Annotated in this window: 15 protein-coding genes; 4 read left to right on the forward strand and 11 right to left on the reverse strand. The window is 43.2% G+C overall.

The features are described 5' to 3' along the window. The coding region (locus tag E0485_RS15430; protein WP_132418966.1) for a hypothetical protein at positions 1 to 3,972 on the reverse strand (3,972 nt) is incomplete at its 3' end. A 145-nt stretch (positions 3,973 to 4,117) separates the two neighbouring features. Then, positions 4,118 to 4,906 (reverse strand): DUF6612 family protein, encoded by a 789-nt coding sequence (locus tag E0485_RS15435; protein WP_132418967.1) that lies wholly within the window; start codon positions 4,904 to 4,906, stop codon positions 4,118 to 4,120. A gap of 153 nt (positions 4,907 to 5,059) precedes the next feature. Between E0485_RS15435 and asd the strand changes: the two genes are divergently transcribed. Both asd and E0485_RS15445 read left to right on the forward strand, forming a co-directional pair. Next, positions 5,060 to 5,860, forward strand: coding sequence for an archaetidylserine decarboxylase (gene asd / locus E0485_RS15440; RefSeq protein WP_132418968.1), 801 nt, complete (start codon positions 5,060 to 5,062; stop codon positions 5,858 to 5,860). A 23-nt stretch (positions 5,861 to 5,883) separates the two neighbouring features. After that, positions 5,884 to 7,140, forward strand: a complete 1,257-nt coding sequence (locus E0485_RS15445; RefSeq protein ID WP_132418969.1) for an MFS transporter — start codon at positions 5,884 to 5,886, stop codon at positions 7,138 to 7,140. Between the two features lie 94 nt (positions 7,141 to 7,234). Here the strand turns inward: E0485_RS15445 and E0485_RS15450 are convergent, their stop codons facing one another. Both E0485_RS15450 and E0485_RS15455 read right to left on the reverse strand, forming a co-directional pair. Continuing rightward, positions 7,235 to 7,717 (reverse strand): GAF domain-containing protein, encoded by a 483-nt coding sequence (locus tag E0485_RS15450; RefSeq protein WP_132418970.1) that lies wholly within the window; start codon positions 7,715 to 7,717, stop codon positions 7,235 to 7,237. Positions 7,718 to 7,739: 22 nt separating this feature from the next. After that, entirely contained in the window at positions 7,740 to 8,225 is a 486-nt protein-coding gene (locus tag E0485_RS15455) for a PCYCGC motif-containing (lipo)protein (protein WP_132418971.1), read from the reverse strand. Positions 8,226 to 8,409: 184 nt separating this feature from the next. On the opposite strand from E0485_RS15455, the gene E0485_RS15460 reads away from it, so the two are divergent. Continuing rightward, positions 8,410 to 9,705: an aminotransferase class I/II-fold pyridoxal phosphate-dependent enzyme gene (locus E0485_RS15460; protein WP_132418972.1), complete on the forward strand. Its 1,296-nt coding sequence runs from the start codon at positions 8,410 to 8,412 to the stop codon at positions 9,703 to 9,705. A gap of 58 nt (positions 9,706 to 9,763) precedes the next feature. Here E0485_RS15460 and E0485_RS15465 read toward each other — a convergent pair whose 3' ends face one another. The 7 genes from E0485_RS15465 to E0485_RS15495 all read right to left on the reverse strand — a co-directional run bounded on the left by E0485_RS15465 (position 9,764) and on the right by E0485_RS15495 (position 17,618). Then, positions 9,764 to 10,585 carry a carbohydrate ABC transporter permease gene (locus E0485_RS15465; protein WP_132418973.1) on the reverse strand — a complete coding sequence of 274 codons (822 nt, stop codon included), beginning with the start codon at positions 10,583 to 10,585 and terminating at the stop codon, positions 9,764 to 9,766. Continuing rightward, positions 10,582 to 11,574 carry a carbohydrate ABC transporter permease gene (locus E0485_RS15470; RefSeq protein ID WP_132418974.1) on the reverse strand — a complete coding sequence of 331 codons (993 nt, stop codon included), beginning with the start codon at positions 11,572 to 11,574 and terminating at the stop codon, positions 10,582 to 10,584. Before E0485_RS15470 ends, E0485_RS15465 begins: the two co-directional genes overlap by 4 nt. Positions 11,575 to 11,649: 75 nt before the next feature. Continuing rightward, entirely contained in the window at positions 11,650 to 13,029 is a 1,380-nt protein-coding gene (locus E0485_RS15475; RefSeq protein ID WP_235857590.1) for an ABC transporter substrate-binding protein, read from the reverse strand. Between the two features lie 235 nt (positions 13,030 to 13,264). Further along, positions 13,265 to 14,572 (reverse strand): response regulator, encoded by a 1,308-nt coding sequence (locus E0485_RS15480; protein ID WP_132418975.1) that lies wholly within the window; start codon positions 14,570 to 14,572, stop codon positions 13,265 to 13,267. Further along, on the reverse strand, positions 14,547 to 16,010 hold the full coding sequence (locus E0485_RS15485) for a sensor histidine kinase (RefSeq protein WP_235857591.1): 1,464 nt from the start codon (positions 16,008 to 16,010) through the stop codon (positions 14,547 to 14,549). The genes E0485_RS15480 and E0485_RS15485 overlap by 26 nt, the downstream gene beginning before the upstream one ends. A 3-nt stretch (positions 16,011 to 16,013) precedes the next feature. Next, positions 16,014 to 17,039, reverse strand: a complete 1,026-nt coding sequence (locus E0485_RS15490) for a substrate-binding domain-containing protein (RefSeq protein ID WP_132418976.1) — start codon at positions 17,037 to 17,039, stop codon at positions 16,014 to 16,016. A gap of 3 nt (positions 17,040 to 17,042) precedes the next feature. Then, a complete protein-coding gene (locus tag E0485_RS15495) occupies positions 17,043 to 17,618 on the reverse strand; it encodes a TetR/AcrR family transcriptional regulator (RefSeq protein WP_132418977.1) in 576 nt (191 codons plus the stop codon). A 236-nt stretch (positions 17,619 to 17,854) separates the two neighbouring features. Here E0485_RS15495 and E0485_RS15500 point away from each other — a divergent pair, with 236 nt between their 5' ends. After that, complete coding sequence (locus tag E0485_RS15500; RefSeq protein ID WP_132418978.1) at positions 17,855 to 20,785, forward strand: MMPL family transporter; 2,931 nt, start codon at positions 17,855 to 17,857, stop codon at positions 20,783 to 20,785. The last annotated feature ends 22 nt before the right edge of the window (positions 20,786 to 20,807 follow it).

Genomic DNA, 20,807 nt, shown 5'->3' on the forward strand with positions numbered 1-20,807 from the left:
GGATCCCGGTGATATCCGATCCTTAGTGACTGATCCTTCACTCAAATGCAAGGTCGAGATCGAGAAATGTCTGATTTTTGAACCATCCACACTTCCAATAGCAAGTTTGTCATATGTGACGGATTCATCCTCCAGATTGGACGTCTGCACACTATTGACAGCAAGCTTCGAATTCGAAATGCAACCATCCTGCAGCTTACCTGCGGAAATCGAATGATCCTTCAGATGATGTTCGTTCACAGCGTCTGTAATCAAATGTACAGAGTCAATGCTGCCTGCTTCGATATGATCACTGTTCACCGAATTTGGTGCCAGCTTATCACCTGTTACGCTGCTATCTGTCAGATGATCACTCAGCACGATTTGCTTCTTTAAATGATCCGAATCAATCATATCATTCGTTAAATGGATGGCAGTAATCGAATGCGGACGAATTTTCGCCCCATCTACGCTGAGTGCAGATAACTTCTCATATGTTACACTTTCATGCTGCAAGTTATCTGTATTAATCGAGCCCGTTGTTAGTTTATTCGAGCCAATGGTCCCGTCAGCCAGTTTATCACCTGCGATGGCACCAGGTGCCAAATGCGATTCCAAGATCAAACCTGGCGTTAGATGAGAGGAGTCAATAATTCCTTTGGCAAGATGGACGCCGAATACTGCCTGCATTGCTAGCTTCTCACTAGTGACGGATTCTTCAGCTAAATGTGTGTCTAGAACTGCTCCACGGGCAATTTTATAACGAGTAACCGCTTGATCATGTAGATGATCAGATAGTACAGCCCCAGTCTGGAGCTTCGTACTGTCCACACAATCATCCGCTAATTTATCAAAGGAAACAGACCCAGATGCCAGTTCCCGACTGCCTACGGATTGATCAGCCAAGTGCCTTGAAACGATAGCTCGATCTTGCAATTTATCCGATGTAATAGATTGATTCGCCAAATGCGCTGATTGAATAGTCTTTTTAGCCAAATGCACGCTTTCAATAGCCTCAGGTGAAATTGCACTGCTAATGACAGCATGATCGGCCAAATGTATCGCATGAATGCTGTTGCCAGCTATTTTATAACTTGTAACAGAGCTGTCAGCCAAATGTTCTTCTTTCACTAGTCCATCATTCAGGTGCTCTGCCACAATGGAACGTTCAGCGATATTAAGCGATCCGACAGCTTGCGGAGCCAGTTTCTTAGTCGTAACGGAATGATCGGCAAGAATTGGCTCGGTGACAGAAGAAGGCGCAAGCTTCTCCCTAGTTACCACAGCGTCAACCAAATGCTCGGTTCTTACCGTTTCATAGCGCAGTTTACTGCCATCCACACTCGATCGTGCCAGCTTCTCGAATGTAACAGCTTCCTCTGAAAGCTTACTGCTCGTAATACTCTCATCGGCAATTTTATCCGTAGTCACAGCGTGATCTTGCAATTTAGCAGTAGAGACCGCTTCATCATCAAGCTGCGAAGTACCGACGGCACGTTTATCCAAATGAAAGGTATTGATCGCTTTCTCAGCAATATGCACGTCTTGTATTGAGTTTAGCGCAAGCTTCTCGCTGGTAACCGACTCTGCCGCCAAATGGGCACGTTGTACGGCTGACCGTTGCAGATGCTGTGATTGAATCGAGTTCGGTACAAGATGCAAAGCCTGAATAATTTCCTTACCAAGCTTCGTTCCAATGATCGATCCATCCGCTATCTTCTCACAAGTCACGGCACCATCTGCAAGGATGTTCGTTTGGACGGATTCCGGCTGCAGATGACTCGAGCCTATAGAAGCTTTGGCAATTTTATCAGAAGTAATTGCTCCATCTTCCATATGCTCGGTCTGTATAGACGCTGCCTTGAGCTTCGTTCCATCAATGCTTCGATCACTTAACTGTTCTAAAGTAAAGATGCCCTTTTGCAAATGCTCCTGCGAGATCGAACCGAATTTAAGATGGAAACCTTCGATTGTTTTGGCTTGAAGATGCTTGCCGCCGATCGTATCATTCATCAGATTGTCGCCTGATATGGTCTCGTCAGCAATTTTCTCCCCTGTTACAGCTTTCGCTATAATAGTTCGCGTATCGACAGAAGCATCTGCTAAATGTTCTTTATGCAATGCATAATGCTCCAGATGTTCAGATCTTATTGCACCTGCTAAAATATGTTCAGCTTGAACAGCATCATGCATCAGCTTGTCGGCGCTTACGACTTGATGAGCCAAATGCTGTGCAGCAATCGCTTGATCCTGAATTTTCGTGGAGGTCACACTTCCATCTGCAAGTAAATCTGTTGTAATTTCATGATGGGCAATATGTGAACTCAGCACACTGCCGGTAGCGAGTTTACTGCTCGTAACTGCACCATCACCAAGCTTGCTCGTAATGATTGCGTAATCCGTAAGCTTATCCGATGATACGGATTCTGGTGCTAATTTGGACGTTGTAATGGCATGTGCTGCCAGATGATTGGTCTGAATGACGCTATCGCTTATATGCTGACTTTGCACCGAGCCTTGCTGCAGCTTACTTGAAGTAACAACTCCATCCTGCAGCATGCTTGTAGCAATCGCCTTAATCTGAATATGTGCTGGGCCGATTACACCTGAAGCAATATGTGAGGATTGTATAGCTTCAGCTGCAATTTTATCCCGCGTAACCGCTGATTTCGCGAGATGTTCCGAATCGATAGCTTCCTCTGCTATCTTTTCAGCAGTTATGGAATTTTCTGCTATTTTCTTACCTTTTACTGCAAAATCAGCAATGATATCTTCAGTTACCGAACCTCTAGCAAGCTTGCGTGTTGTAATTGAATTATTGCTGAGATGCTTTTCATGAATAACCTCGTTTGGCAAATGCTCCTTCTGTACAGAACCATGCCTCAAATGAGCTGAATCAATCGAATACTTAGCAAGTTTATCTGAGGTTATGGTACCGTCTTCTAAATGATTCGTTTTTATCGCTTTGGCAGCAATATGTTCTGATACAATCTGCTCAATGGCAATATGTTCACTCTGAATAGCCCCTTCAGTTAAGTGCTGCTGCAATATAACGTCATCCTTCAAATGAACCGAAGAAACACTCTGAGGTGATAACTTGGCTGCCGTAACCACTTGATCACGAAGCTTCTCAGTGGCAATCGCGCCATCGGCAAGCTTAGCTGTATCAATAATCTGATTCACCAAATGTCTAGGTTGAATAGCACCACTCTTGATTTTATCTGATGTAATCGCTTGATCCTCAATCAGCTCTGGTGAAATGCTGAACTCGGCTAAATGAACTGCCTGAATCGAGCGATAAGCAATTTTGGTCGAATCAATAGCTCCAACTGCTAACTTATTCGATGTGATCGAAGAATCGATCAACTTATCTCCCGTAATGGTGCGATCCTGAATCTTATCACCCGAAATTGCATAAAGCGCAATATGCTGTTGATTAACTGCACCTATGTCAATTTTCTCACCTGTAACTGCACTTGGTGCTATCTTGGATTGATCAACAGAGTAATCCTTTAACAATTTCGTCCCGATGCTTTGCGGCTTTATCTTCGATTCATCAATTGCTCTTGAAGCGATCTTCTCATTCGTTACCGCAGCCTCAACAATATCATCCGTATAAACAACAGGCTGAGTGGTTCGCCCATTTTTCCGATGCGCCATTACCACTCTTATATCTGTATTACCTTCCACAACAGGTGGCACTTGTTTATTGACTTTTTTTTCAACATTTAGAACTACAGGTATAGGTGTCGGAACTATTGCAGGAGCTTCAAGTTCAGCGGTATGCGCGAATGAAATCAATATTTTATTTGCTTCAGTTATCGTATTATTATCACTTTCTGTCTGCTCAGGTTCAGTCCCTAGAATATCTTTCGTTTTGTGGGCTTGCTTCCGATCTAAATCGAGCCAGCTTAATTCATTTGTCCTCGAATCATATTTGCTTTGCTTAGGAGTAGATGATTTTCCGTTACTGCGGCTTTTCCACTTTTTCATAAGGCACTCCTTTCAAGTAATACTCTCTTGTAACATATGCAAACACCCAATTACTGGTCATATGCTTACAAAAAAAAGCCTACACATAACTGCTTTACGCTAAGCAGCATGCATAGGCTCTTATGAATTAGTGGAAGAAGGGATATTATTTAGCACCTTCTGGAAGTTTAATTTCCTTGATCTCATTAAATTTATTGTACGTGGCTTTCATATCAATGTTCATTTGAACTTTCTGACCTTCAACTGTAAATTCAGCATCTAGTACCATATTAACTTCCTTCGGATTGAAAGTTTTTTTATCAATCACAAATACGTATTCCGCTTTGTTAAATGTGAATTCAGGCATATTCTCAGCTAAAGCGCCCATATTTTGTTGGGAAGCTAGCTGTTTCTTCATCTCTTCTTGCATAAATTTCTTAAACTTCTCACCTGTAGCTTCTAGTTTTAATGTATAAGCTTCACTAGATTCTGTCATAGAGAAATCATCAGCAAATTGCTTCAACTGATCGAGTTGCGCGGAAGGATCGTATTGTTCCTTCGAGCTGCCCATCATCAAATCTACTTGTTCTTTAGGCATTTGAGTCCAAGCATTTGATGGATCTTTAACAAATAGTCCATCTTTGACTAGAACCATCTGCATTTTGACTTGTTGTCCAGCCATATTGAGGTCCATTAGCATATCCATTTGTAAATCAGGCTTCATGATGATGCTAGCATTAACTGCTGTATTCATATCCATCTTATCTGTTCCAGCAGCCATGTTCATCTTCATATCCATGTCCATGCCAAAGCTATCTAGCTTCTGACTAGCTTCTTGTGTCTTCTTGTAAACTTCTGCAGCTTTAAGCTGTTCTGCAGAACAACCACTTAATACGAGTGCCCCCACAAGTACAATGGCAGTCCAAATTTTAACGATCTTGTTTGAAAATTGCATTTTTACAACTCCTTCTGAAAAATAATTATGAGATCCCACAATTTAACATCATATCACAATTTCCATCATATTGGTAGTTTACGTTCTTGATTGCGTAAAACCATGATCTATGGCAAGATATTGATTATTACAAGGAGATTGGAGTAAGAACCGATGTCTAAACCGTTTTTCCGCCTGCTTACAGAGCTTTCAGCACGAAAGTGGGTTTCTCAAATTACAGGTCATGTTGCCAAGTCCAAAATGAGCCGCAACTTCATTCCGAAGTTTGCTAAATCATATGGAATTCGGATAGAAGATGCAGAGAAGAACTTGCATGAATATCAATCCCTCAATGATTTCTTCACGCGTAGATTAAAGCCAGGACTTCGTCCAATCGACCAGGGCACTGACCTCATCACCTCACCCGTCGATAGCTTAATAACGGGAATGGGATCCATTAAAGAAGGTCAGATCATTAATGTCAAAGGACAGGATTATACTGTTGAAGATTTGTTGAACCATAATCCGCGCAGGATCAATTATGAGCAGGGCTTCTACTTTGTATTGTATCTGTCTCCTACAGACTACCACCGTATCCACAGTCCTGTTAACGGGACAATTGTCGAAAAAGAACATGTACCTGGTAAAGTATATCCGGTTAATGATTTTGGTCTTCGCTACATGCGTAAGACACTAAGCCGTAACGAAAGACTCATCACCATCATGCAGCATGATAAAGGTGAGCTTGCTGTTATTAAGGTAGGCGCTCTTAACGTATCTTCTATTAAGTACGTAAGTGAACTGCCTAATCAGTTAGAACGCGGTGACGAGCTTGCTTACTTCGAATTCGGATCTACCGTTGTTCTATTAATGGAGAATGATACATTCATTCCTCGAGAAGATCTAGAAGTGGGTAGCAAAGTTAAAATGGGTGAGAAGCTCGGGACTCTAACGGACATCTCGAAACAGAATTGAATCCAAAGGAGCAATGATTAACGATGGGGAGTGGCATAAACACGGTTGCCGGGCAACCAGCAACTGTTCCTAAATCTTCACCCAATCCAAATGCAACAACATATCGCATTCTATTCGCGATATCATTAGCCCATCTGTGCAATGATACGCTACAATCGGTCGTTCCGGCGATTTTTCCTGTTATTAAAGAATCGATGAACCTATCGTTTACCCAAATCGGATGGATCTACTTCACCATTCAGTTGACCTCTTCGATCATGCAGCCTGTATTCGGGCTATATTCAGATCGCAAGCCGACTCCTATGCTGCTGCCAATAGGCATGCTGTTATCCCTGATCGGCATGCTGCTGCTGAGTCTAGCTCCAATGTATGCGCTTGTTCTGCTTGGGGTTGTATTCATTGGGCTTGGTTCAGCCGTATTCCACCCGGAAGGATCACGTGTCGCGCATTTAGCCGCAGGTCAGCGTAAAGGCCTTGCGCAATCTATTTTTCAGGTTGGCGGAAATACAGGCTCTTCGATGCAGCCTGTCATATCCAAATGGATCCTAATTCCACTTGGTCAAATTGGAGCTATTTTCTTCACCTTTGTTGCTGGGTTCGGTGTGCTTTTACAATTATATGTTGCTAAATGGTACCGCGGCGTATTACAGACAACTTCACTGCCTTCCAAAGCGAAAATAAAGAGAGCGATGAATCCCGAGCGTAAACAGGCGATCATCACAGCTATGATCTTGCTTATCGCAATTGTTCTCGTTCGGTCTTGGTATTCCGCTTCAATCTCTTCTTTTTATGCTTTCTATTTGGAAGAGGTATACAAAATATCGATGGGAAATGCACAAATTTACTTGCTTGTCTTCTTAATTGCTGGAGCAGTAGGTACATTTTTCGGCGGTCCGCTCGCCGATCGATTCGGCAAACGCAATGTAATCGCCTTATCCATGCTAGGTACAGCACCATGCGCGATGCTTGTGCCCTTTGCAAATGAATACTGGTTATATCCTTTATTAGCCATCACAGGCTTCATTCTTTCATCCAGCTTCTCTGTTACAGTCGTATATGCACAATCCTTATTGCCAGGGCGTGTCGGTCTCGTTTCAGGACTTATTATCGGCCTTGCTTTTGGACTTGGCGGAATTGGGGCATTAGCAATTGGCGAATTGATCGAATACTTCAATATCTCAGCAGTTATTCAAATTGTAGGCTTCTTGCCGCTGCTAGGATTACTATCCTTCATGCTCCCTTCTGACAAGAAAATAAGCTCTTGGACCGAAGAAGCATAAGTAATACAAATACAAAGGGCTGAATTGATAGTCATCTGACTAACAATTCAGCCCATATTATTTAAGATCCATAAGCAACCAACGTAGAACAAAACTAAATATACAAGGCCAGCACGTCTACGAATTGCTCGAGGCACTCTTCATCTATAGCATCGAATCGATCCTTAATCGGTGCATCGATGTCTAGTACGCCAATTACCTGCGCGTCCTTTACAAGAGGCACAACGATTTCCGATTGAGATGCAGCATCACAGGCGATATGTCCTGGGAACTCATGTACATCCGCAACACGCAGTATCTTGCGATTCAATGCCGAAGTTCCACATACACCTCGACCTAACGGTATTCTGGTGCACGCAGGAAGACCTTGAAATGGGCCTAACGCTAGTTCCCCTTTTTCATCTATTAAGTAGAAGCCTACCCAATTAATATTGGTCAGGAACTGATTTAATAGGGCAGCCGCATTCGCTAAGTTAGCAATTCGATTCGGTTCACCCTCTAACAAAGCACGCAGTTGTTTAATGAGCTGCTCATATTTCTCTTGTTTGGTACCTGAATAAAACTCAGCCTGAAACATCCCAGCACCTCCAACTTCATCATTAAATCGGCATCTTAGTATCCGTTGGTTTAGCGTAGCCTGTTTTATACTTTTCGTCAATAAGCTGGCGAATCTCTAAATCCGATTTGCCTTCTACTTTTAGTTTAGCTGAAATTACCGCTGTTTCAACACATACATTGCAGCGTGTCCCATGATCATCCCACACGACAGAACCATCGCCTTGTATTTCCTTAACAAAACAATTCTTATTGCTCTTATGCCCTGCGCTACGTCCGCAGCCACAGTAGCACGGAATCCACTCCAGCAGCTCTGCATGCTCCGCTGCGATTTCATAGGCTTGTCTTAAAATATCCGGTTTGTTATCCAGAAAACTAGGCAAAGTGCTCGTATTAACCGTTGTTTCCTGCAAATCACCGTTAGGGGCATGCATCTGACTGGACTGTACTTCTGACTTAGAACCGCAAGCTGTAAGGACAAGCATACTGCCGATCAAAACCGTAAGGAATAGGTTTCTAGTCTTTATCATCAAATAACCCCCACTATCATTTTAATATCTCTCTCATTATACTACAGGGGGGTATACCGTATTATGAAAATTATATGAATTATTTGATTCATTCCACTCAGAAAGTGACGAAATTAGAGCAGAATGATATAATAACCGCAAGAATTAAATTCAATAACGCTACGGTTTGAGAGGAAGGGACGTCATGAACGAACTAGCCCAACAGCTTAATGAAACTTTGCTACGTGAGAACCCACATGTTTACGACATGCTATCTAACATCGGTAAACAAATTTATTTTCCCAAAGAAGGCATTCTAAGCCAATCTGCAGAAGCAAAGACGAAAGCGAAGAAATATAATGCAACGATCGGCATCGCAATTGAGAATGGACAGCCGATGCATCTTAAAGTGATACAAGATACACTAAATGCATACGATCCCAAAGATATTTACGAATATGCACCACCTGCTGGTAAGCCCGAACTTAGAAGCGTATGGCGTCAAAAAATGATCGCTGACAACCCTGAGCTGGCTGACAAAACTTTTGGCAATCCAATCGTATCGAACGCACTAACGCATGGACTTAGTGTAACAGCAGACTTATTCGCTGATGCTGGCGATGTCGTGATTATTCCAGATAAGAATTGGGAGAATTACGAGCTGACATTTGGCATCCGTCGCGGAGCACAAATCGTCAACTATCCGCTATACAATGAACAAGGTACATTCAATAGCGAAGGATTGAAAGAGGCGATTCTCGCACAACAATCCAAAGGCAAGGCATTCGTCGTTCTGAACTTCCCGAACAACCCGACAGGTTACACACCAGGACCGGCTGAGGGACGTGAGATTGTCGCTGCAATTCTTGCAGGAGCTGAAGCTGGTATTAACGTTGTTGTCGTGACAGATGATGCTTATTTCGGACTTTTCTTTGAAGATTCCTTGCACGAATCCCTATTTGGTCAATTGGCTAATCTGCATCCGCGTGTACTTGCGATTAAAGTAGACGGTGCTACTAAAGAGGAATATGTATGGGGCTTCCGCGTAGGCTTTATTACATATGGAGGCAACAGCCAGGCACTTCTAAGTGCACTTGAGCAAAAAACGATGGGAATCATCCGTGCAACGATTTCCTCAGGTCCACACCCTTCTCAAACCTTCGTGCTACATGCGCTTAAATCTCCTGAGTTTGCTGCGCAAAGACAAGAGAAATATGATATTATGAAAGGCCGCGCCAATAAAGTCAAAAGCGTGCTGGATTCAGGTAAATTTGAATCAGCTTGGGATTATTATCCGTTCAACTCCGGCTATTTCATGTGTCTAAAGCTCAAAACCGTTGATGCTGAAACACTTCGTACGCATCTGCTTGATGAATATGGAATCGGTACAATCGCACTAGGCGAAACCGATCTGCGTGTCGCCTTCTCTTGTATCGAAGAAGAGAACATCGAAGAATTGTTCGACTTGATCTATAAAGGCGTTCAAGATTTAAATAAATAAGAAGAAGAAAAACAGCAACTTAAGGCCATTACGCCTAAAGTTGCTGATTTCTTTCTTGCTACCCTTTAATGGATCCTGCTAATAAGCCTCTCACGAAGTACTTGCCAAGCAAGACATAGACGAGCAAAGTAGGTAATGCGGCAAGGAGAGCACCTGCCATTTGCACATTCCACTCTACAATCTGACTGCCGGATAAATTCTGCAAGGCAACCATGATCGGCTGCTGCTTCTGCGTCGTTAAGGTTACTGCGAACAAGAATTCATTCCAAACACTTGTAAACTGCCATATTCCCACTACGACAAAGCCTGTAATGGATAATGGAGCAATAATATGACGGTAGAGTCCAAAAAAACCATTGCCATCAATTTTCCCCTGTTCCAGCACTTCATCGGGAATCCCTGCATAGAAATTACGGAAGATGAGCGTACAGATCGGAAGACCGTAGACGACATGTACCAGAACTAAGCCAGGAATGGAGTTATATAATTGAATGGACTGCAAAAATTGAATAAGCGGGATTAGAATGCTTTGATAAGGGATAAACATTCCGAATAGCATGAGACCAAACAAAACATTAGCTCCTCTAAATCTCCACTTTGACAATACATAACCATTCAATGAGCCCAAGAGCGCGGATAACACAGTTGCTGGAACAGCTAAATACAGACTATTCAATAAATTTGGCGCAAGCTTAGACAGCGCCTTAGCGTACCCACCAAAATCCAGACTACTTGGTAAATGCCACATTTGATCGAGCGTAATCTCTGCTGTCCCTTTAAAACTCGTTACAAGCAATACATAAATCGGGATCAAGTACATGCATGCCATTATGCCAAGAATCAGGTATAAGAAAACTCGCTTTACGATATTCGGCTTCATGAGCTCCCTCCCTTACGGAAGCTAGACCAGATATAAGGAATAATCAAGATTGATACGAAACCTAGCATGAGCATCGAGATTGCTGCACCCTGCGCATAGTGATTGCCCCTGAACGTCGTCTCGAACATGAATACACCAGGTACATCCGTAACGAACATAGCGCCTGGCCCTGTCATTGCAAATATCAAATCAAAAATTTTGAGCGATATATGCCCCAAAATAATAAACACGCTTACTGTCACGGGTGTTAACTGTGGCAAAATGATTTTGGCGAAGACTTGTCTTTCCGTCGCTCCATCAATACGTGCTGCTTCCCTCAGCTCTTCTGGAATCGCACGTAAGCCCGCCAAATACATCGCCATTGTAAACCCTGACATTTGCCAAACCGTCGCAATCGCAACAGCGATGATCGCAATCGGCAAGCCGAAATCAATCTGCCCCCATGGAATGGAAGGCACGATATCGGTGCTTGTATACCACGCAGGTACTTGATCATCCGTAAGTCCGAATAAACCCTTCAGAATGAGATTAATGCCTGTAGATGGACTCAAAATCCATTGCCATACGACACCCGTTACGACAAACGACAAGGCCATCGGGAAAATAAATATATTCCGAAATAGCGTTTCCGCTCGAATTTTCTTATCGACCATAACCGCCAGCCACATGCCAATCAAGGTGGTTGCCGCAATGAACAGAATTGTAAACATAAGCGTATTGCGTAAATCTGATTGGAAACGGAAATCTTCAAATAAAAACTTAAAATTGCTTAATCCTGCAAAGGATAAATCCTTCACCAGAGTATTCCAGTTGGATAATGATACATATCCCGTCCAACCGATAAACCCATAGACGAAAATAGCAATCGCTATTAAGGATGGAAGGATCATAAGAATAGGAATGAGTTTACTCACTTTAAACTTATGCGGTTTAGGCTTGATGGCGAGTTTAAGCTCAGCTTGCTGCTGTGTAGATACGCTGCCTTGCATGTATGACCCTCCATTCCGTGAAGAAACAATTGGGGTCAGATGGCACGAATGCCACCTGACTCCATGAATTGTTGCTTATTTCTTAACCATTCCACTCGATGCTGCAGCTTGCTGCAAAGCTTTAGCTGCTTGATCAACATCGCCCTTCGTCACAAAAATGTTAATCGCTTGGTTAGCTTGTGTTACGAAACCTTCTGGTGCTGCCGAACCATGCGCCATACTAGCGGTTAGTTTAGCTGTCTTAAATTCTTCGATCGTTTGCTTACCGTATGCATCATACTTGCTGACATCTGCATCGACACGGGCTGGAATTGAGCCTTTGAGCGGATTGAACACGTCTTGACCTTCAACAGAGCCTAGCACTTTCAAGAATTCTTTCACGGATTCTGGATCTTTGGCTCCCTTAGGCAAACCAAATGTATCGGTAATTACCATAAAGCTTCCTTCTGATCCTGGTGTCGTGATCCAACCGAAGTCTTTGTTCGCTTCCAATTTCAAATCTGTTGTAAAGTAGCCTTTGGCCCAGTCGCCCATAATGTTCATTGCAGCCTCGCCTTTAGCAACAAGCTGTGCAGCATCCTGCCAGTTGCGAGCCGCATGATCTTTGTTGGTGTAGCTCAGCATTTTCTTAAAGGTTTCAAGTGAATCCTTCACTTTGGCATCTTCAAAGGAAAGCTCCCCTGTCCACAACTTACGATAATCTTCAGCACCTAGTTTGCCTAATAACACGTCCTCGAACACTTGAGTTGCTGTCCATGGTTCCTTGTCGCCAAGTGCTAGAGGTGTGATGCCTTTAGCTTTTAACGTCTCAGCCGCTGCGAAGAACTCATCAAATGTTTTGGGAGGCTTGATCCCGTTATCATCAAATACTTTCTTATTGTAGAAAATGACGTTGCCGCGGTGTATGTTAACAGGTACGGAATAAATAGTCCCGTCATGGCTTACAAGATCAATTAGATCTTTAGGGAATTTATCTTTCCAACCTTCTTGATCGTATAAATCATTCAGACCTTCCATCTTACCGGCTGCTACCCAACCCGTGTTAAGCTCAGCACCGCCATGAACCTGGAATGTCGCTGGCGGATCTCCACCTTGCATGCGGCTAGCTAGCACAGCTTTGGCATTCGTTCCTGCCCCACCTGCTACTGCTGCATTCACAATTTCAATATCCGAATGCTTCTTCTTAAACAATTCGATTAGTCCCTTAAGTCCTGCTTCTTCCCCTGCACCTGTCCACCAGCTAAAAATTTCAACTGATTTATTAGATGAAGTAGCAGGAGTCGATTGCGGTATCGGCGTTATTGGCGCGATTGCGATTGGTGAAGATGACGAGCTAGTTGGTTTTGGTGTCGGTGCCGATGTTGGCGTAGTGGAGTCAGAAGATGAACTGCAGCCTGCTAGTAATCCCATTATCATTGATGCACTAGATAGAACCGTTAGTGTCTTATGTTTCATACTCATATCCCCCTTATATTTCAAATAGATGGTATGCGAACGCTTATGTATTCGCTTACATTTCGAATCGTAGCACATTTATTAGAGAAAAAGCTTCAACTAAATCCTGCACTGCTTTGCTGCTTAACTAGATTTTATTTGAGTCTCGTACAAATAAATCAGCTTACCTTCAATTGCTAGCACTTTTTTAACTTCAAAACAAAATAATGCTAGTTATATGCGTGATTACAACATATCACAGCGCCTTACTCTGTTTATATTCAGTTGGTGTGATGCCTACAACCTTTTTAAACACTCGACTAAAATAATTGGGATCCCTATACCCTACCTCATAGCAAATTTCTTTGAGACTAAGCAAGCCTTCATCAATCCACTCCTTAGCCTTCTGAATGCGAATCTCAGTCAAATAGTCGATGAACGTAACGCCAACATGCTGCTTAAACATTTTGCTAAAATAATAAGGGCTTAAATGAACCAGCTCCGCCACACTCTCCATAAAGAGATCCTCTTGATAATGCTCCGCAATCCATTGTCGTACACGATCGATGACAGATAAGGTCTGCTGTTCTCTGTCCTGCTTAATCGAACCTATCAAAAAAGTCACTTCATCCTGATTTGCAGCAAATGAATCGATCGCAATCGTGTCAGGATATAAATCTATATATCTTCGTAATCTAGTGTTCGCATGATAGTCTACTTGTGAGCAGCATGTATAGGCCTCACGGTAGGACTGTCTAATTCCATCCACACCGCTCTGCAAAGTTCCTATGCCCATGACCATTCCATCCCCGAATTGCTTATCCATTATCTCACCTAATTTATGTACGATCGGCATTCCAACTTCATCTTCCAGCATGAATATCGCACAATGCTGATTAATCATCGGACTAATTATGCAGCTAGCTCTTGACTTGATAAAGCTCGTTACACTGTGCATCCATTTATCTAATGCCACTTTGTTTAAGCCACTCTGCTCCTCCTCATTCCACGCAATGACAATTACCCAAGCTGAAATTAGATCAATATTTAACAATGCGGTAAGCTCAGCAATTCGTGTATGCTTGCTGCGATCCAGCATCAGCATGAGGGCAAGCTCATTCTCCACGATTGGCATCACTTGCAGCAGCTTCTCCGTCATCCGAAGTTCAGACTCACGCTTATGCTTTTCAGCCTCAAGTTCCTCGACAAGCTTCTGCAGGAATGCAATCATATGATCGCGCTTGGCTGGCTTTAGAATATATTCTTTAGCCCCAAGAAGAAGTGCTTCCCTTGCGTAAGAGAAATAATCGTAAGCCGTCACGATCACAATTTTCATAGTGGGATGGTTCGCCCGAATCTGCTTCAATGCTTCTAGCCCGTTGATCCCTGGCATCTGAATATCCATCAGCACGATATCCGGTCGATACTGCTCAATACGCTGAATCGCTACTCTCCCATTCTCTGCATGAATAATTTCAAAAACACCTGGCATCATTCTGGCAATCATCCATTCCAGTCCTTCGCGCTCAAGCGCTTCATCATCCGCTATTAGCAAGCGATACATGGTGCATTTCCCCCTTTGTTCGATAGGGTACCCGAATAGCAATCGTCGTTCCTTGACCTTCTGTACTCTCAATTTCAATCAAATCATTTACACTATAAAATAATTGCAATCTTCTAAAAACATTTCTTGTCCCTAATCCAGTCGAATTGTTTCGTGAAATGTCTGAGCGTGTATTGGAATCGAATTGCAGCAGCAACAGCCGTGTTTCTTCACTCATTCCAGCGCCATTATCGATAATTCGAATAACGACCTGATCTCCTTCTCGATTAATCACTAGCTTAATATAAGCGCCATCCTCCATTCCTTCAATTCCATGCTCGAATGCATTTTCAAGCAGCGGTTGAAGTGTCATACTTGGAATGACTTGCACTAATGCGGACTCTTCGATTTCGGTAAGGAATGTAATGCGGTCACGAAAGCGTGCCTGCTGAATGGTAAAATACTCCCTCGCATTATCTACTTCCTCCTGCAGCGTCACGGCTTGATCTAGCTTGCGCAGATTATAACGTAATAAATTCGATACGGAGACTGTTAAATCACTCGTTCTCTCTGCACCTTCTAGCATTGCTAAACGTGAGAGCACGTTAAGTGTATTGAATAGAAAATGCGGATTAATTTGACTTTGCAATGCTTTGATCTCAAGCTCTTTCACAAGCCGCTCCTGCTCCATTCGTTTCTGGTCCCTAATCATTAATTCTTTAATATTAAGCTGCATATGACGAAAGGCAACCGTCAAAATACCAATTTCATCAGTGCTATGAATGGGTGGAGGAGGGGCCTCCAAATTTCCTTTCGAAATTTGGCGTGCTGTATGCAATAATCTACCGATCGGGGTCGTAATACTGCGAGACAGCCAGATCGTAAATACGAAGCAGAGCACTAAATTCGTAATCAAGAGCGCTTGATCGATTTGATACATATTATTACTGGTGAGCAGCATTTTCTTATATAAAGGCTGGTAGAAGCTAAGCTCCATATCGACCAGGTTCTGGTGATCTTCCTTAATATAAGTAGCTGTTTTCTCCGCCTCTTCATAGGCACTGCTATAAGTCTGCATGTCATTCTCATCTAATGCGGAGATCACGGTATCCGTCGCATCCAAATACGTCTGCAAGATATTCATATAATTGTCGAGTGCCAAATTATATTCCGCATTTCGCTTTTTCTCAGAGAGCTTGCCCTTTAACATCTGCAGCTCAGCTCGGAGTTCCAAAAATTCGATATACTGCGAACGGTATTTCTCAACGACATAACTGCTGAGCACGCGCAGATTATCTTCAGTTTTATAGGAAATTTGCTTGTAGAGAAGGATGCGATCCAGCATTAGATTATAGCTTTCTTGTATTGATCTGCCGCTTTGATAAATAATGACGGTCACAAGATTGACGATAATGACCATGACAGGGATAAATATGAACAATTTCATCCGAATACTCACTTGTTATCCCCCTCGCAGCGCATTCGTGTGGTCGAGTATTTTGACTTCCATGTACTGAATATCAGGAACCTGTTCCCCATCAAAATATTGATGCAGCACATGAACCGCTTCTTGCCCCATCAAATAGGACATCTGCATAACGCTTGCTTCAATCTCCTGTATAGCAAGAGCTTGCCTCGTTTCTGGCAAATCATCGAACCCAAATACTTTTATACTATTCTGATTTTTCAATTCATTAATTATTTGTAAAATACCAAGCCCATCAAGTGCGCTGAACCCAACCATCACATCCAAATCAGGATGATTCATTAACATGTCTTCCGCAGCCTGAGCAGCACCTATTCTTGAAAGATTGGAAAAATCCAGTGCGCTGATTCTCAAATCCGGATAAGCATCAATCGCCGAAAGGAATCCCTTATATCGAAGATTCTGGCTGAGGGAATCCTTGCTGCCAAGAATAATCCCAATATTGCCTTTGGTTCCATAGGATCTAAGGAGACGTTCGCCTAATTGCTTGCCCGCATCATAATGATCCGTGCCTACATAAGAAATACGCTTGCTATCAGGGACATCTGTATCCACCGTAACTACGGGAATATTCTTCATCACCGCTTTATCAATCAGCTTGCGATAAGCATCCCCTTGAACGCCCTGAATGAGTATCCCGTCTACCTTGGCAGCTATGTATTTATCCAGCAGTTTGGTCTGCTCCTCCTCGTTAAGCCGAATTGGGCCAATGTATTCCATCTGCATGTCCCAAGTCTTCGTAGCTTCACGCGCGCCCTTCTCCACTGTTCGCCAAAACGGATTATCCAGCTCCTGCGAAATGAGCACGATATGCTTGGGCCTCTTCGTCTCATGGCTGATATCTGCAATTTCTGTAACAATCTCCTGAATGTTATAGTAGGCATAGCCAAAATATCCGATTAAATAAATGAACACACCGAGCAGAACCACCAAGCTGATCGCCCATTTTTTATTAGCTAAGTAACGTATAGCAGCTCCCCCCTCTGCTGTGCAGGATAACATGAATCAAGCCATAATAGATTTAAAAAACAGCTCGAACGTTACCACCATCTGAGTGCCCAGATTGGAGTCACCTCTACCCATCGACCAATATAATCGAGTTCCAAGATACGTTTGAATTGCGATTTCGCAGATCATTGCTGCTGGCAAAGAGCTAGTAAACTCCCCACGACGCTGCCCTTCTTCAATCACTTCTGTCAATGCTTTAACAAGCTCATCAATTTGCTCAAGTTGGTTACGAATTGCTTTGGGGCTTGATATTATGCCCTGGTTCACAGCAAGCATTAATTGTCTCGATGCATGAAATTTATCGATCTGCATAATTAAATAACGGATATGCGGAATTAATAGCCCTGGCTGCTCCTTGATCCGACGAACCTCTTCGACAGCCCAAATCACTTGAATATCACAAATTAAATCTTCTTTATTGGCAAAATAGTTAAAGAAAGTTCCCTTCGCAATGCCAGCACGTTCCGTGATTTGTGTAATCGTTGTTGCCTCGTAACTCTGCTCAGCAAACAATTCAATCGCTGCATTCAGCACATTCTGACGCGTTAACCGCTTCTTATCTTCACGATTCATTGTTTTTCACCTGCTTTATCCATAGAGTATGCCATTGTCCTTATTGACTTTAAGTATACAAGATTAACAATCACAGGTGTACAGGAAGATTCGACATTCAGATCTTGATGTTCAACAAACCTTCAAAAATAGGATGAGATAAACGATCCCTAAATACTTGACCGTCAGTCATTTTTCAGTTATAAATAAGATTAGATATGGAAATTTAAACCTTATATCGGATTGAGAGGTGTACTATGGTTAACAAGTGGCTACACGGGCTAGCCAAGATCAAATGGCTCATCGTTATTATCTGGATTGCCGCAGCAGTTACGGCTTGGTTCACTTTGCCCGATCTCGGTCAAATCGTTCGCCAAACCGAATGGCGGTTCATTCCCAAGGATGCTGCCTCTGCTCAAGCTCAGCAAATACTTGATTCCATGAATCCTGACCACCAGTCTAAATCTAATGCAATTATCGTACTAAATCGCGATGGCGGGCTCACGGAACAGGATCAAACCTGGCTAAAGAACAAAATCTCCGAAATGAACAGTGATCAAGATACTTTAGGCATTACAGGCGTTATTTCCCAATTCGATGATCCTTCTCTAGCCGATAAGTTCGTATCACAAGATCATACGACCGAATTGTTAGTCATTGAATTACCCAAAGAAGTGCAAGTCGCCGATACGGCTGACAGTATAGTGAAGCTGAAAGAACTGATGAAGGATGTCCCTCAAGGTGCATCCGTTGATTTCACGGGTTCAGCACCCATCTATATCGATTACAGTCATTCAGCAGAAGAAGGCTTGCGCAAGACTGAAATTCTGACCGTTATACTGGTCATTGTTATTCTGCTGATCGTCTTTCGATCACCTATTGCGCCTTTCGTTCCACTGCTTACCATTGGAGCGTCCTTCATTATTACGCGCGGGATTGTGGCTTTATTGACTAAGCTCGGACTACCAGTATCCACCTTCACGGAAACTTTCTTAATTGCCGTCATGTTCGGTGCAGGTACGGATTACTGTATCCTGCTCATCCATCGATTCCGTGAGGAATTATCGCAGAATTCTGACCGTGTTCTTGCACTTATTCAAACCGTTAAATCTGTAGGCAGAACGATTCTGTATGCTGGCAGTACCGTATTCATCGCTTTCTTTCTTATCGGATTCGCCAAATTTGGTCTCTACCAATCCGCTGCAGGGGTCGCTGTCGGGATCGCAATCACGCTGCTCGCTGCTGTCACATTAGCACCCGCAATTATGCTGATTCTCGGACCTGCCATGTTCTGGCCAGTGAAGCTAAAGCAAGGCAATGGACATCGCGATTCCAAAGTATGGGGAGGAATGAATAAGCTTGCCACGAAGCGTCCAGCAATCGTACTTCTTGTTTGCTTGGTCATCCTTGCGCCGATCACCCTGCTATTCCAAGGCAATCGATCCTTCGATGATCTGGGTGAAATGAATCAGGACGCATCCGCTGTCAAGGGCTTTCGAACCGTAGAGGCGAAGTTCTCTTCCGGTGAAGTGCTGCCTGTTACTGCCGTCCTTACATCGGCTACCTCCATGCGATCAGCCGAAAGCATTGCAGCATTCGAGAAGGTAAGCAGCGATATTGGTAAACTTCCACATGTCAAAGAGGTTCGTTCAGCAGCAAGGCCGCTGGGTAAGCAAATTACGGAGCTAACTGTACCTAGTCAGCTCGAACAAACAACTAAGGCGATTACAGATATTCGCTCAGGTGTTTCTCAGCTAGGCGATGGCCTGAAAAAAGCTCAGACTGATATAAACCAGAATGTGGATAACATTACACAATTACAGCAAAATGCTGACTTAATCGCGAATAAAATGAAAGAAACACAACAAGGCTTAAATCAAATCCGCGGAGGACTGGGTCAATCCTCACAAGGCGCTCAGCAATTAGCTGGCGCAGCTTCACAATTGGAGCAAACTTCGAATTCGATGAATAACGATCTGAATGAACTCATGCAAAATTACCCTGATCTTGCCAAAGATTCTTTATACTTAGGCATTATCGCCAAGTCTCAAGGAATAGCTGGCGGGTTGACCCAAACCAAGCAAGGTTTGCAGGGCTTAAATCAGGGCATTTCGCAAATAGCTCCATCCGTAGGGCAGATCTCAGACGGATTAGGTCAACTGGCAACAGGACAAACGCAAATTGCTTCTGGGGTTGGCGAGCTAAAGAAAGGAATTGCACAATTCTCATCAGGATTAGGCGAAGGAACTGCGGCTATTACGAAAATGAGTGACGGATTAGGTCAAATTGCAGATGCTCAGCAAGGAATCGTTACGAATGGGTCTAAACAAATTGCTGGTTGGTATTTGCCTTCCAATATGCTGAGTGACAATCAGGAACTGCAAAAAGCAGTCGACACCTACATTTCCCAAGATGGCAAGATTGCCAAATTAGAGATAGTCTTTGATATCAACCCTTATTCCAAGGAAGCGATGGATTCCATTCCGATCATCCAATCTGCGATTAAGCAAAGTGTTCAAGGGACAGTTCTACAAGAACTGGATGTTAAAATGTCAGGTAATACCGCAACATACACAGAGCTTAAAGAGATTTCAGCGAATGATTTCATCTATACTGGCGGATTAATGCTAGCAGGGATTTTCATCATTCTCATCATTCTGCTGCGTTCCATCGTAATGCCTTTGTATTTACTATTATCACTTGCCTTTAATTACCTTGTTACGATGGGGATTCTGGAATTTATTTTTGTCAGAATGCTCGGTTCCGAGGGATTGTCTTGGTCAGTGTCCTTCTTCCTGTTCCTCATTCTAATTGCGCTCGGCGTGGACTATAATATTTTTCTCATGTCCCGCTTCAAAGAGGAATATCAGCTTGGGCAAGGTGGCGTTAAAGATGCTCTAAGCAAATCGATGCGAACAACAGGCGGTGTTATCACATCTGCAGCCTTCATAATGGCTGGCACCTTTGCAGCATTAATGCCATCTGGGGTTACAACCTTACTTCAGCTAGGGGCGGGTATCGTCATCGGATTATTCATCTACTCCACCGTTATGATGGGACTTGTGATTCCATCAATCACCATCTGGTTCGGGGAAGCGAATTGGTGGCCGCTGCGTCCCAATAAGCTCAAGAATAACAACGATAGTAAGAAGATCCCAACTATTGCGGAGCACCAACTACATACGTAAGCTGAAGTCATCAAAGTTGGGA

Origin of the sequence: Paenibacillus albiflavus, assembly GCF_004344915.1 — a bacterium.
GTDB lineage: Bacteria > Bacillota > Bacilli > Paenibacillales > NBRC-103111 > Paenibacillus_AM > Paenibacillus_AM albiflavus.

What these genes read in the sequence shown, in the direction of transcription:
- E0485_RS15435 (WP_132418967.1), bottom strand. Translation starts at nt 4,906, where the DNA reads ATGCAATTTTCAAACAAGATCGTTAAAATTTGGACTGCCATTGTACTT.
- asd (WP_132418968.1), top strand. Translation starts at nt 5,060, where the DNA reads ATGTCTAAACCGTTTTTCCGCCTGCTTACAGAGCTTTCAGCACGAAAG.
- E0485_RS15445 (WP_132418969.1), top strand. Translation starts at nt 5,884, where the DNA reads ATGGGGAGTGGCATAAACACGGTTGCCGGGCAACCAGCAACTGTTCCT.
- E0485_RS15450 (WP_132418970.1), bottom strand. Translation starts at nt 7,717, where the DNA reads ATGTTTCAGGCTGAGTTTTATTCAGGTACCAAACAAGAGAAATATGAG.
- E0485_RS15455 (WP_132418971.1), bottom strand. Translation starts at nt 8,225, where the DNA reads ATGATAAAGACTAGAAACCTATTCCTTACGGTTTTGATCGGCAGTATG.
- E0485_RS15460 (WP_132418972.1), top strand. Translation starts at nt 8,410, where the DNA reads ATGAACGAACTAGCCCAACAGCTTAATGAAACTTTGCTACGTGAGAAC.
- E0485_RS15465 (WP_132418973.1), bottom strand. Translation starts at nt 10,585, where the DNA reads ATGAAGCCGAATATCGTAAAGCGAGTTTTCTTATACCTGATTCTTGGC.
- E0485_RS15470 (WP_132418974.1), bottom strand. Translation starts at nt 11,574, where the DNA reads ATGCAAGGCAGCGTATCTACACAGCAGCAAGCTGAGCTTAAACTCGCC.
- E0485_RS15475 (WP_235857590.1), bottom strand. Translation starts at nt 13,029, where the DNA reads ATGAAACATAAGACACTAACGGTTCTATCTAGTGCATCAATGATAATG.
- E0485_RS15480 (WP_132418975.1), bottom strand. Translation starts at nt 14,572, where the DNA reads ATGTATCGCTTGCTAATAGCGGATGATGAAGCGCTTGAGCGCGAAGGA.
- E0485_RS15490 (WP_132418976.1), bottom strand. Translation starts at nt 17,039, where the DNA reads ATGTTATCCTGCACAGCAGAGGGGGGAGCTGCTATACGTTACTTAGCT.
- E0485_RS15495 (WP_132418977.1), bottom strand. Translation starts at nt 17,618, where the DNA reads ATGAATCGTGAAGATAAGAAGCGGTTAACGCGTCAGAATGTGCTGAAT.
- E0485_RS15500 (WP_132418978.1), top strand. Translation starts at nt 17,855, where the DNA reads ATGGTTAACAAGTGGCTACACGGGCTAGCCAAGATCAAATGGCTCATC.